We start from the raw sequence: 12,861 nt of genomic DNA on the forward strand, positions 1-12,861 counted from the left end.
CCCGCTCGCCTAGGATCGCGGCATGTCTCGCATCCTCTCGGCCGTCGCGTGGCCCTACGCGAACGGCCCCCGCCACATCGGTCACGTCGCCGGCTTCGGTGTCCCGTCGGACATCTTCAGCCGCTACATGCGGATGGCGGGCAACGAGGTGCTCATGGTGTCCGGCACCGACGAGCACGGGACGCCGATCCTCGTGCTGGCGGAGCAGGAGGGCGTGAGCCCGCAGGAGCTGGCGGACCGGTACAACCGGGTGATCGTCGAGGACCTGACCAACCTCGGGCTCAGCTACGACCTGTTCACGCGCACGACCACGCGCAACCACTACGCGGTCGTGCAGGAGATGTTCCGCACGGTGCACAGGAACGGCTACATGATCGAGCAGTCGACCATGGGGGCCATCTCGCCGAGCACCGGGCGCACGCTGCCCGACCGGTACGTGGAGGGCACCTGCCCGATCTGCGGGTACGACGGTGCGCGCGGCGACCAGTGCGACAACTGCGGCAACCAGCTGGACGCCATCGACCTGATCAACCCGCACAGCCGGATCAACGGCGAGACGCCGAAGTTCGTGGAGTCGAACCACTTCTTCCTCGACCTGCCGGCGTTCGCCAGCGCGCTCGAGGCGTGGCTGCGGACGCGCGAGGGCTGGCGCCCCAACGTCCTCAACTTCTCGCTGAACCTCATCGACGACATGCGCCCGCGTGCCATGACGCGGGACATCGACTGGGGCATCCCGGTCCCGCTGGAGGGCTGGGAGGACAACCCGAACAAGCGCCTCTACGTCTGGTTCGACGCGGTCATCGGGTACCTGTCGGCGTCGATCGAGTGGGCGCGCCGCAGCGGCGACCCGGACGCGTGGCGCCCGTTCTGGAACGACCCCGAGGCCCTGAGCTACTACTTCATGGGCAAGGACAACATCACGTTCCACTCGCAGATCTGGCCGGCCGAGCTGCTGGCCTACGACGGCCGCGGGACCAAGGGCGGCGCGCCGGGCCAGTTCGGCACGCTCAACCTGCCCACCGAGGTGGTGTCCAGCGAGTTCCTCACCATGGAGGGCAAGCAGTTCAGCTCGTCGCGCGGCGTCGTCATCTACGTGCGCGACCTGCTCTCGCGCTACCAGCCGGACGCGCTGCGGTACTTCCTGTCGGTGGCCGGCCCGGAGAACCAGGACTCGGACTTCACGTGGGCGGACTTCAAGACGCGCACCAACTCCGAGCTCGTCGCGGGCTGGGGCAACCTGGTCAACCGCACCGCGAGCCTGATCCACAAGAACTTCGGCGAGGTCCCGACGCCCGGAGAGCTGCTCCCCGTGGACCAGGGCCTGCTCGCGACGACCGCGGCGGGGTTCGGCAAGGTCGGCGACCTGCTCGGCGGCCACCGCAACAAGGCGGCGATCGGTGAGGCGATGCGGGTGGTCCAGGAGGCCAACCGCTACATCTCCGAGACCGAGCCGTGGAAGCTCACGGGCGACCGCGACCGCCTGGGCACCGTGCTGCACACCGCCGCGCAGGCCGTGAGCGACGCCAACACGCTGCTGGCGCCGTTCCTGCCGCACTCGGCGCAGAAGGTGCACGAGACGCTCGGCGGCACGGGGACGTTCTCGCCGCTGCCGCGGATCGAGGAGGTCACCGACCTCGACGACGACTCGCGGCAGTACCCGATCATCACGGGCGACTACGAGCTCGGCCGGACAGTCGCGCCGTGGGCGTCCAACCCGATCGTGCCGGGGACGCCCATCGGCAAGCCGGTGCCCGTGTTCACCAAGCTCGACGACTCGATCGTCGAGGAGGAGCTCGAGCGGCTCCGGCAGGCCTGAGTGGCGCGCACCAGGGATCGCGGTTGGCCCGAGCCGCCCGAGCCCCTGCCGGTCGCGGTCGTCGACAACCACACGCACTTCGACACGGTGCTGCCATGGGAGGCGGACGGCTGGGACCCGAGCCTCGACGACCACCTGGAGCGCGCCGCGTCCGTCGGCGTGACCCGGATGGTGCAGGTGGGCTGCGACCTGCCCGCGATCGCGTGGACAGACACGGCCGTGCGGGAGCACCACCAGCTGCTCGGCGCCGTCGCCATCCATCCGAACGAGGCGGTCCGGCACGCGGAGGTCGTCGAGCACGCGCCCGACGGCCTGGACCCGGAGGAGCCGTACGACGTCTCGTTGGCGGACGCCATCGACGAGGTGGCCAGGGTCGCGCGAGGCAACCCGCGCATCCGTGCCATCGGCGAGACCGGCCTCGACCACTTCCGCGCCGGGCCGCGCGGCCGGGCGGTCCAGCGCGAGGCGTTCCGCGCCCACATCGCGCTGGCCAAGGAGCTCGGCCTGGCGTTACAGATCCACGACCGCGACGCGCACGACGAGGTGGTCGAGGTGCTGCTGGCCGACGGCGCCCCGGACCGCACGGTGTTCCACTGCTTCAGCGGCGACGCCGGGCTGGCCCGGCTCGCGGTGGACTACGGGTGGTACCTCTCGTTCGCCGGCCCGGTGTCCTTCAAGGCCAACGACGAGCTGCGCCGGGCGCTGCGAGAGGTCCCGCCGAGCCTGCTGCTGGCCGAGACCGACGCGCCCTACCTGACGGTGCACCCGTTCCGAGGCCGCCCGAACGCGCCGTACCTGCTGCCGGGGACCGTCCGCACGATCGCCGAGGTGACCGAGCGACCCCTGCCGGACGTCTGCGCCGACCTGTCGGCGACGTCCGAGGCGGTCTACGGGACGTGGTGAGGCATATGTCCCGTTCTGTCGACGGACACACGGGTGACCGAGGTCCCGGCGGGCGGACCTCGACTACCCGCCCGGGTCACGGATCGGTTACGGTCGGTGCTGCCCGACGCGCACCTGGACACCTGTCCGATCGCCGCGGCGGGCACCGGCCGAGAGGAACCACCGCGTGAGCCCCGTCCAGGAGCGTGCGACGCAGCGTCGCCGACTCCGTGGACGGCGAGCCGTGCAGGTGGTGGCCCAGGCCGCCGTGCTCGCCGTCGTGGCGGGTGCGACGAGCGCGTTCGCGGTGCTGCACAAGACCGTGACGGTCGACGTCGACGGCACGTCGGTGCAGGTCGAGGCGTTCGGCCGGACCGTCGGGGACATGCTCGCGAGCGGTGACATCGCCGTCGGCGAGCGCGACCTGGTCGCCCCCGCGGTCGACCAGCCGATCTCCCGCGCGGGCCAGATCGTCGTGCGTCACGGGCATGAGATGGCCGTCGAGGTCGACGGCGCGCAGCGCGCGGTCTGGACCACGGCGCTGACCGTCGGCGAGGCCGTGGACGGGCTGGGGCTGCGCGACGACGAAGTGCGCCTCTCGGCGTCCCGTTCCGCGGAGCTGGGCCGGGACGTGCTCCGGGTCTCGACGCTCAAGACGATCCATCTCGTGGTCGACGGCCAGGTCATCGACGGCGTGAGCAGCGCGGCCACCGTGCGCGACTCGCTGCGCGACATCGGGCTCGTCCTGCAGGACGGCGACCAGGTCTCGGTCCCGCTCGACGCCACCGCGGTGGACGGGCTGGTGGTCCTGGTGACCCGCGCGAGCACCACCGGCGAGACGGTGACCGAGGCCGTGCCGTTCGAGTCCCAGGAGGTCGAGGACCCCGGGATGGTCAAGGGCAACACGGTCGTCACCACCAAGGGCCGGGCCGGCGTGCGCACCACGACGTACGAGCTGCAGGTGGTCGGCGGAGTCGTCGTCGGCCGCACCCCGCTCGCCTCGGTGGTCACGACCGCGCCGGTCACGCAGGTCACCAAGGTCGGCACCGGCGAGCTCCCGGACCCCACCGTCGTCGCCGTCGCGCCCGGCACCGCACAGGCGCTGGGCAAGGAGCTGGCGGCGGCCCGCGGCTGGGGCGACGACCAGTTCGCGTGCCTGCTCTCGCTGTGGAACCAGGAGAGCGGCTGGCGCGTGAACGCCGCCAACCGGTCCTCCGGTGCCTACGGCATCCCGCAGGCGCTGCCGGGCTCGAAGATGGCGTCGGTCGGGGCCGACTGGCAGACCAACCCGGCCACCCAGATCACCTGGGGCCTCAACTACATCGGCGGGCGCTACGGCAACCCGTGCGGCGCCTGGTCGCACCACGAGTCCGCGGGCTGGTACTGATTCACCGGATTCACCCGGTGCATGGGCAATTGGCCCTGTGACGGCGCTCACGCCTGCTGACGTGGGCCGACGCCCGATGTGGGCGTAAAAGCGGCACATTTCTAGCGCGGAGCCGGGTAGGCGCGCTTGGCAATCGGGTCACGATCCGGTTACGGTCGATCTCGCCTCGCGATCTGGACATCGGCCCACCTGTGCCGAGGACCGGTCCCGCTGGGCGTCGGCGCCCGCTCCGTGTGGGCCGCCGTGACGGCCGGATCGGGGATCCGGGACCGACGGGTGACGCCCCCCTCCGGGTGTCCGCAAGGCCTCCGGGCCTACCGCCGGGTGTCGCACACGCGGCGCGTCCCGCCCCCCGTGCCCGGGCACCTCGACGGCTGGAGCCCCGTGCAGTTCTCGACCCTTACCCCTGGTCCTTCCGCGCGATCCCGCGCCACGTCCGAGCCCGAGAGCCCGGACCAGCCCCGCACGAAGGACCGTCGGTCCGGTCGGGCACGCATCCTCCCCATCACCGCCGCCGCCCTGGCACTCGTCCTCGCGGGCGGCTCGGCAGCGTTCGCGCACGCGCAGAAGTCGGTCACGCTCGACGTGGACGGCGACGTCACGCAGCTGAGCACGTTCGCCGGCTCGGTCGACGGGCTGCTGAAGAACGAGGGTGTCGTCGTCGGCGCCCGTGACGTCGTGAGCCAGGACGGCTCGCTGGGCGAGGGCGCCGAGATCGTCGTCCGCCACGCGCACCAGGTCGCCGTGAACGTCGACGGGCAGGAGCAGTCCGTCTGGACGACCGCGCTGTCCGCCGACGAGGCGCTCGACTCCCTGTCGGCCCGCGGCCAGTCGGTCGCGCTCGTCGCCTCGCGGTCCGCCGCCGGCGGCCGGCCGGAGATGTCCCTCGACCTCGCCGTGCATGGGCCGGCCGACGTCGTCGTCGACGGGCAGACGCTCCCGGTCGTCGACGCCGACGCGCGCGTCGCCCAGGTGCTCGGCGAGCTCGGCGTGACGCTCAACCCGCTCGACCGCGTCTCGGTCGTGCGCACCGACGCGGGTCGGGTCCAGGTCGTCGTGAACCGCATCGTGACGCAGGACGTGACGACGACGCAGGAGGTCGCGTTCGCGTCGAGCACGCAGCAGGACGCGACGCTGTACGTCGACCAGAAGCGCACGGTCACCGCGGGCGTCCCCGGCGTCCGCACGATCGTCGAGCGGGTCACCACGGTCGACGGCGCCGAGTCCGGCCGCGTCACGCTATCCGACGCGGTCACCCAGGCCCCCGTGGACGAGGTGCTGAGCGTCGGCACCAAGGCGCGCCCGGTCGTCGTCAAGAAGGCGCCCGCAGCTGCCAAGGCTCCCGCGGCCGCCGGTGCTCCCGCGTCGGCCGGCACGCCGGTCACCGCCGGTGGCAGCGCCGACTCGCTCAACTGGGCCGCGTTGGCCCGCTGCGAGTCCGGCGGCAACCCCGCGTCGGTCTCCGGCAGCGGCAAGTACTACGGGCTGTACCAGTTCTCCCTGAGCACGTGGGCCGCCGTCGGCGGTTCCGGTCTCCCGTCGCAGGCGTCGCCCGACGAGCAGACGGCTCGCGCGAAGATGCTCTACAACCGCTCGGGCGCCGGCCAGTGGCCCGTCTGCGGGAAGAACCTCTTCAGCTGATCGCCTCAGAAGCCCCCGCCCGGTCCTCCGGGCGGGGGCTTCTGTGGTGCTCGCCTAGGCTCGTGCGCATGTCGACCACCACCACGCTGCTCGGGCCTGCGGAGATCCGCGAGCTGGCGGAGCGCGCGGGCGTGCGCCCGACCAAGCAGCTCGGCCAGAACTTCGTGCTCGACGGCGGCACCGTGCGCAAGATCGTGCGCCAGGCCGACGTCGCCGACGGCGACCGCGTGGTGGAGATCGGCCCCGGCCTCGGGTCGCTGACGCTGGGCCTGCTGGAGGCCGGCGCGGACGTCGTCGCCGTGGAGATCGACCCGACGCTGGCCCGGCTCCTGCCGGACACGGTGGCCCGGCACGTCCCCGGGCTGACCGTCGTGGCGGGGGCCGACGACGAACCCGTGGTGCTGCGCGACGATGCCGGCCGCGACCGCCTGACGATCGTGCTCTCCGACGCGCTCGACGTGCGCGCGCTCCCGGGCCCCCCGCCCGTCGCGCTCGTCGCCAACCTGCCCTACAACGTCTCCGTGCCGGTGCTGCTCACGTTCCTCGAGCGGTTCGACTCGCTCGAGCGGGTGCTCGTCATGGTCCAGGCCGAGGTGGCCGACCGCCTCGCCGCGCCCCCCGGCAGCCGGACCTACGGGGTCCCGTCGGCGAAGGCCGCCTGGTACGCGTCCGCCCGCCGGACGGCCACCGTCGGGCGGACGGTGTTCTGGCCGGCCCCGAACGTCGACTCGGCGCTCGTGCGGTTCGACCGCCGCGAGCCGCCGGTCACCGACGCCTCGCGGGAAGCCGTGTTCGCGGTGGTCGACGCCGCGTTCGCGCAGCGCCGCAAGATGCTCCGGTCGGCGCTGGCGTCCCTCGCCGGCTCGGCGGACGCGGCCGTCACGGCCCTCGAGGCGGCCGGCGTGGACCCGCAGGCCCGCGGCGAACGGGTGGACATCGGCGGGTTCGCGCGCATCGCTGAGCATCTCGCGCCGGTCGCCGGGCGGCCTGGCACAGTGGAGCCGTGACGCTGACCCCCGTGGCCCCGCTGCCCGAGCACGAGGTCAAGGTCCGCGCGCCTGGCAAGGTCAACCTCTCGCTGCGGGTGGGTCCACGCGAGGACGACGGGTACCACGCCGTGTCCACGGTGTTCCAGGCGGTGTCGGTGTTCGAGGAGGTCGTCGCGACGCCCGCCGACCGCCGGGAGCTCAGCGTCAGCGGCCCCCAGGCCGAGCTGGTGCCCACCGACGAGACCAACCTCGCGCTGCGTGCCGCGGCCCTGCTCGCCGAGCACGCGGGGATCGACGACGGCGTGCACCTGCACCTCAACAAGGGCGTGCCCGTGGCGGGCGGCATGGCCGGGGGGTCCGCCGACGCCGCGGCCGCGCTCGTCGCGTGCGACGCCCTCTGGCGCACCGGCCTGAGCCGGGACGACCTGCTGGGGCTCGCTGCCGAGCTCGGTTCCGACGTGCCGTTCGCGCTGGCCGGCCACACCGCGGTCGGCTCGGGCCGGGGTCACCTGCTCACGCCCGCGCTGTGCCGCGGGGAGTTCCACTGGGCGTTCGCCGTGCAGGACCGCGGGCTGTCGACCGCCGCGGTCTACGCCGCCTTCGACGAGCTGCACGGCTCGGCGATCGTGCCCGACCAGGAGGACGACGTCCCGCTCATGCAGGCGCTGCGCGCGGGCGACCCGCGGGCGCTCGGCGCGGCCCTGCACAACGACCTACAGATGGCGGCCCTCGAGCTCGATCCCGGTCTGGCCGAGCCGCTCGCGGTCGCGCAGGACGCGGGCGCGCTGGGCGTCGTCGTCTCCGGCTCGGGGCCCACGATCGCCGCCCTGGGCCGCAGCCGGCAGCACGCCCTGGTGCTCGCGGCGGCGTTCACGGCCTCCGGGGTCGCCGACCGTGTGCTGACCGGCGCCGGCCCGGTCGCGGGCGCGCGCGTGGTCAGCACGACCGACTGATCCGCACACCCCTTGACACCGCTTCGTCGGGGGCAATACTTAAGTGCATGCTTAACAATGGCGAGCTGGACAAGGTCTTCAAGGCCCTGTCCGACGCGAGCCGACGCGCGATGGTCGAACGGCTGGTGCGCGGCCCGGTCTCCGTCAGCCAGCTCGCGGAGCCGTTCGCGATGTCCTTGCCCGCCGTCCACCAGCACCTCGCCGTGCTCGAGGACGCGGGCATCGTCACCTCGCACAAGATCGGCCGCGTCCGCACGGTCCAGCTCGCGACTGACGCCCTGACGGGTGCCGGCCAGTGGCTGGGCAGGCAGCGGCTCCCGGCCGAGCGTCGGCTCGACCGGCTCGGCGACTTTCTCAAGGCGCCGACGGGCGACGACATCCGACCCACCTGAGAGGACGACCATCATGACCACGCAGACCAGCAGCAGCATCGCGCACGCGACCTTCGTCATCGACCGCACGTTCGACGCGCCGATCGAGCGGGTCTGGGACGCGTTCGCCGTCCCGGAGCAGCACGCCCAGTGGTTCGGCACCGAGGAGAACTTCACCGAGACCGAGGCCTCCGAGGAGTTCCGCGTCGGCGGGCAGAGCGTGCAGGATGGCCAGTGGCACAACGGGCCGACCAGCCGGTACGTCGCCACCTACACGGACATCGTCGAGCGCGAGCGGATCGTGTCTACCTACGACATGTGGGTGGACGGCGAGCACTTGTCGACGAGCCTGACGACGACCGAGTTCGAGGCCGTCGACGGCGGCACCCGCGTCACGTTCACCGAGCAGGGCGTCTACCTGGACGGCAAGGAGGACGGCAGCGGGCGCGAGGAGGGCTTCCGCGGCATCCTCGAGACCCTCGCGGCGTACCTCGCGCGCTGACGAACCCGACCTGGGTGCCGCCTCGGTTCGTCGAGACGGCACTCAGGTCGGGTTCGACCTGCTCAGGCGCAGCCGGTGGCGCCGTCGGCCGACGTCAGGACGCCGCCCGGCGGGGTCCACGGGGTCTCGACCGACGGGGGAGCGGTCGCGGGGTCGGTCGTCGCGACCGGCGGGGGAGCGGTTGCCGGGTCGGCCGCCGCGACCGGTGGGGCCGGCTCTTCGCCGACGGGTTGGTCCGCGGCGATCCGCGCCCACAGCTCGGCCGCCTCCGGCGTGGCCTCCCGACGGTTCGTGTCCGACCGCGCCACCGCCGTGGGCATCGACGCGAACACGATCCGGTCCGCCTGCAGGTTGCGCAGCGACAGGCCGAAGCCGGTCAGGTCGGTGAGGTTCCGGAACCCGGAGCTGGCCGTCAGCGAGCTCGTCGCAGCCTGGGCGAACTGCAGCAGCGCCGTGGGGCTGGTCAGGACGTCCCGGCTCAGCACCGAGCGGGACATCGCGGCCATGAGGTCGTGCTGGCGGGTGATCCGGCCGGTGTCGGAGCCGTCGCCGATGTCGTGCCGGGCGCGGGCGAACTGCACGGCCGTCGTGCCGTCGAACACCTGCGGTCCGGCCTTGACGTGCAGGCCCGTCAGCGAGTCGTCGAGGTCGGTGGGCAGGCACATCGGCACCCCGCCGATGGCGTCGACCATGTCGCGCAGGCCGACGAAGTCCACCAGCACCAGGCCGTCCAGCCGGACGCCGGTGAGGCTCTCGACCGTCTTCCACGTGCACCCGGCGGCGGACTCGACGTCGTGGCCGTGGTCCCAGCCGACCGCGAACGCCTCGTTGAACTGACGGTTCGACCGGGCCGGGGTCGTGGACCCGTCCGACATCGTGCAGGACGGGCGGTCGGCCAGCAGGTCGCGGGGGATGGACACCAGCTCGACCCGCGACCGGTCGGCGGAAACGTGGGCGACGATCGTGGTGTCGGAGCTCATCCCCTCGTTCGCGCCGCCGATCGACGCGTTCTCGCCGCTGCGGTCGTCGGACCCGATGATCAGCAGGTTCACCGCGGACCCGGCCCGCGCGTCGCCCGGAGCCGACGCGCTCGGCGAGGGTCGCGATCGCTCGTCACCCACCAGGCCGGTGAGGTCGACCTCCTCGATGTTGGACTGCAGGCTCAGGTAGACGGCGGCCGTGCCGCCGGCGCCGAACGCCAGGAGGCCGACCACCCCGAGGCCGACCGCCCGCGGCCACGTCCGACGGCGCTCCCTCGCGTGCTGCGTCATCCTCCGGACGCTAGCCCGCAGGTCAGGGCCGGTATGGGCCGTCGGCGTGGAGGGTTGGTGCGGGTCTGCGGGTAGCCTTCACGCAAATGGCTCACCTTCTCGGCGCGGACCGCGTCACGCTCACGCTGGGCACGCGCACCCTCCTCGACGAGGTCTCCCTCGGGCTCGACGACGGCCAGCGGATCGGGGTCGTCGGCCCCAACGGCGCCGGCAAGTCGACCCTCCTGCGCGTCTTGGCCGGCATCCAGGGTCCCGACGACGGACGCGTGACGCGCGCCGGCGGCGTCCGCGTGGCCGTCCTCGAGCAGCGCGACGACCTCCTGGCGGGCAGCACGGTCCTCGACGTCGTGCACGGGTCCGCCGACGAGCACGAGTGGGCGACCGACTCCCGCATCCGCTCGGTCCACACGGGCCTGCTCGCCGACGTGGCGCTCGACGCCGACGTCGCGACCCTGTCCGGCGGCCAGCGCCGCCGCGTCGCCCTGGCCGCGCTGCTGGTCCGCGACGACGAGGTGCTGGTCCTCGACGAGCCCACCAACCACCTCGACGTCGAGGGCGTGGCCTGGCTCGCCGGGCACCTGGTCGAGCGCTTCCAGCGCTCCAACGGCGCGCTCGTCGTCGTCACCCACGACCGCTGGTTCCTCGACGCCGTCTGCACGCGGACGTGGGAGGTGCACGACGGGACCGTCGACCAGTACGAGGGCGGCTACGCGGCCTACGTGCTGGCGCGCGCCGAGCGGGCGCGGACCGCGTCGACCACCGAGGAGAAGCGGCAGAACCTGCTCCGCAAGGAGCTGGCCTGGCTGCGCCGGGGCGCGCCGGCCCGGACGTCGAAGCCCAAGTTCCGGATCGACGCGGCAAACGCGCTCATCGAGAACGAACCGCCGCCGCGCGACCAGCTGAGCCTCACCCGGATGGCGACTGCCCGGCTGGGCAAGGACGTGCTCGACATCGAGGACGCGTCGGTGGTCTACGGCGACCGGGTGCTGCTGCACGACATCACGTGGCGGCTCGGCCCCGGCGACCGCGTCGGCCTGGTCGGCGTCAACGGCGCCGGCAAGACCTCGCTGCTGCGGCTCCTGTCCGGACGGCAGCAACCGACCACGGGCCGGGTGAAGCGCGGCAAGACCGTCCAGGTCGCCGAGCTCACCCAGGACGTCGAGGAGCTCGACGAGCTGTCCGCCATGCGCGTGATCGAGGTGATCGAGAGCGAGAAGCGGTCGGTGGTCGTCGGCGGCAAGGAGCTGACCGCGGCCCAGCTGGTCGAACGGCTCGGCTTCGACCGCGAGCGGTCCCGGACCCCCGTGCGCGACCTGTCGGGCGGTGAGCGGCGCCGGCTGCAGCTGCTGCGGCTGCTCGTCGGCGAGCCCAACGTGCTGCTGCTCGACGAGCCGACCAACGACCTGGACACCGACACCCTGGCCGCGCTCGAGGACCTGTTGGACGGCTGGCCGGGCACCCTGATCGTCGTCTCGCACGACCGCTACCTGCTCGAGCGCGTGTGCGACACGCAGATGGCGCTGCTGGGCGACGGCCTGCTGCGCCAGCTGCCGGGCGGGGTCGAGCAGTACCTCGACCTGCGCCGGAACGCGGAGGCGACGGCGTCGTCCCCGCTGGACGCCCGGCCCGCGACCACGGCGGCGCCGGCCACGGTCTCGACCGCCGACCTGCGCACCGCCCGCAAGGAGATCGCCCGGATCGAGCGGCGCCTGTCCCGCATCGCCGATCAGGAGGCCGTCCTGCACCAGCGCATGTCGGACCAGGCGACCGACCACCAGGCGGTCGTCGCGCTCGACGCGGAGCTGCGCGCGCTGGCCGTCGAGAAGGACGAGCTGGAGACGGCCTGGATGGAGGCCGCGGAGATCGTCGGCTAGGCCTCGCGTCGCATGCTGCGCAGGGCGAGCGCCGACGCCGTGCCCATGGTGAGCACCGCCCCGAGCACGACGAGCAGCGGCGCGGTCCACCCCCCGCTCGACGTGTGCACCGCGCCGAGCACGCTCGGACCGAGCGCCGCGCAGCCGTAGCCGATGCTCTGCACGGTCGCGGACATGCGACGGGCGGCGGCCTGCGAGCCGGCGGTCGAGGCGATCACGGTGAAGATGACGGCGAAGTTCCCGCCCTGCGCCACGCCCGCGAACGTGCACCACAGGGCCCATCCCGCCGGGGCCAGCAGCAGGCCGACGGGCAGCGCGATCCAGCCGACGGCGATCGCCGCGGACACCGCCGCCACGGGCGCGCGCCGCCCGAGCGCGATCGGCACCGCGATGCCGCCGACCATCCCGAACAGCTGGAACAGCGCCGCGGCCCCGCCCGACGCGGCGCGCTCGAGCCCGAGGGTGTCGTGCAGCAGCGACGGCAGCCAGGCGCTGACCGCGTAGTAGCCGAACGCCTGCCCGGCGAACGCCACCGCGAGGAGCCAGGTGACGGGTCGCCGCCACACGTTCGGGGCGCCCGTGGTCGCGACGAGCACGACGGGCTCGGCCTTCCCGAACGGGTACGCGCGCTGCCACACCACGAGGGCCGCCACCGCGAGCAGCCCCCACGACGCGAGCGCCCACCGCCAGCCGACCACGGCGGCCAGGGGGGCGGTCAGCGTGGTGGTCAGCACGCTCCCGCCGTTGAGCGCGGCCGTGTAGAGGCCGGTGACGCGCGGCACGTGGCCGGGGAAGTCGCGGCCGATGACCACGGGCACCGCGACGTTGCCGGCGGTGATGGCGACGCCGATGAGGACGGTGCCGACGAGCGCGGTGGCGAACCCGTCGGAGGACCGCAGCAGCGTGCCGGCCAGCACGGTGACCAGCGACGCCGCGACCACCCGACCGGTGCCCAGCCGCCCGAGCAGCACCGCCATGAGGGGCGTCGCCAGCGCGAAGCACAGGACCGGGATGCCGGTGAGCAGGCCGACGCTCGCGGCGCTGAGGCCGAGGTCGGCGCGGACGTCGTCGACCACCGGGGCCAGCGCGGTGATCGGCGCGCGCAGGTTCAGGGCGTACAGCAGGACGGCGGCGAGCAGGAGTCCCCGGGCGGCGGACCGCGCCGCCGTCATGCC

11 protein-coding genes and 1 pseudogene are annotated in these 12,861 nt (G+C 73.3%); 10 read left to right on the plus strand and 2 right to left on the minus strand.

Annotation, left to right across the window (positions count from 1 at the left end; all coding sequences use genetic code 11):
• Window positions 1–22 precede the first annotated feature (22 nt).
• The 8 genes from metG to AC1DYZ_RS13860 all read left to right on the plus strand — a co-directional run bounded on the left by metG (window position 23) and on the right by AC1DYZ_RS13860 (window position 8,541).
• Window positions 23–1,816: a methionine--tRNA ligase gene (metG, locus tag AC1DYZ_RS13825; protein WP_477065763.1), complete on the plus strand. Its 1,794-nt coding sequence runs from the start codon at window positions 23–25 to the stop codon at window positions 1,814–1,816.
• Entirely contained in the window at window positions 1,817–2,719 is a 903-nt protein-coding gene (locus tag AC1DYZ_RS13830) for a TatD family hydrolase (protein WP_477065764.1), read from the plus strand.
• Between the two features lie 166 nt (window positions 2,720–2,885).
• Window positions 2,886–4,085, plus strand: a complete 1,200-nt coding sequence (locus AC1DYZ_RS13835; RefSeq protein WP_477065765.1) for an aggregation-promoting factor C-terminal-like domain-containing protein — start codon at window positions 2,886–2,888, stop codon at window positions 4,083–4,085.
• 354 nt (window positions 4,086–4,439) lie between these two features.
• Window positions 4,440–5,726 (plus strand): ubiquitin-like domain-containing protein, encoded by a 1,287-nt coding sequence (locus AC1DYZ_RS13840; RefSeq protein WP_477065766.1) that lies wholly within the window; start codon window positions 4,440–4,442, stop codon window positions 5,724–5,726.
• 68 nt (window positions 5,727–5,794) lie between these two features.
• Window positions 5,795–6,733: a 16S rRNA (adenine(1518)-N(6)/adenine(1519)-N(6))-dimethyltransferase RsmA gene (gene rsmA / locus AC1DYZ_RS13845; protein ID WP_477065767.1), complete on the plus strand. Its 939-nt coding sequence runs from the start codon at window positions 5,795–5,797 to the stop codon at window positions 6,731–6,733.
• Entirely contained in the window at window positions 6,730–7,668 is a 939-nt protein-coding gene (locus AC1DYZ_RS13850) for a 4-(cytidine 5'-diphospho)-2-C-methyl-D-erythritol kinase (RefSeq protein WP_477065768.1), read from the plus strand. Before rsmA ends, AC1DYZ_RS13850 begins: the two co-directional genes overlap by 4 nt.
• Window positions 7,669–7,715: 47 nt before the next feature.
• Entirely contained in the window at window positions 7,716–8,060 is a 345-nt protein-coding gene (locus AC1DYZ_RS13855) for an ArsR/SmtB family transcription factor (protein WP_477065769.1), read from the plus strand.
• Window positions 8,061–8,073: 13 nt separating this feature from the next.
• The gene (locus tag AC1DYZ_RS13860; RefSeq protein WP_477065770.1) at window positions 8,074–8,541 is read left to right on the plus strand and encodes an SRPBCC family protein; all 468 of its coding nucleotides are present in this window, start codon (window positions 8,074–8,076) and stop codon (window positions 8,539–8,541) included.
• A 62-nt stretch (window positions 8,542–8,603) separates the two neighbouring features.
• Here AC1DYZ_RS13860 and AC1DYZ_RS13865 read toward each other — a convergent pair whose 3' ends face one another.
• Entirely contained in the window at window positions 8,604–9,812 is a 1,209-nt protein-coding gene (locus AC1DYZ_RS13865; RefSeq protein WP_477065771.1) for an LCP family protein, read from the minus strand.
• 86 nt (window positions 9,813–9,898) lie between these two features.
• Here AC1DYZ_RS13865 and AC1DYZ_RS13870 point away from each other — a divergent pair.
• Together AC1DYZ_RS13870 and AC1DYZ_RS13875 are read left to right on the plus strand one after the other, a co-directional pair.
• A pseudogene (locus AC1DYZ_RS13870) lies at window positions 9,899–10,367 on the plus strand (ATP-binding cassette domain-containing protein); the annotation flags it as partial.
• A 2-nt stretch (window positions 10,368–10,369) separates the two neighbouring features.
• Window positions 10,370–11,686: an ABC-F family ATP-binding cassette domain-containing protein gene (locus AC1DYZ_RS13875; protein WP_477065847.1), complete on the plus strand. Its 1,317-nt coding sequence runs from the start codon at window positions 10,370–10,372 to the stop codon at window positions 11,684–11,686.
• Here AC1DYZ_RS13875 and AC1DYZ_RS13880 read toward each other — a convergent pair.
• The gene (locus AC1DYZ_RS13880; protein ID WP_477065772.1) at window positions 11,683–12,858 is read right to left on the minus strand and encodes an MFS transporter; all 1,176 of its coding nucleotides are present in this window, start codon (window positions 12,856–12,858) and stop codon (window positions 11,683–11,685) included. The two genes, AC1DYZ_RS13875 and AC1DYZ_RS13880, sit on opposite strands and share 4 nt — an antisense overlap.
• Window positions 12,859–12,861: the final 3 nt, after the last annotated feature.

The organism is Cellulomonas sp. P1_C4, assembly GCF_056406355.1.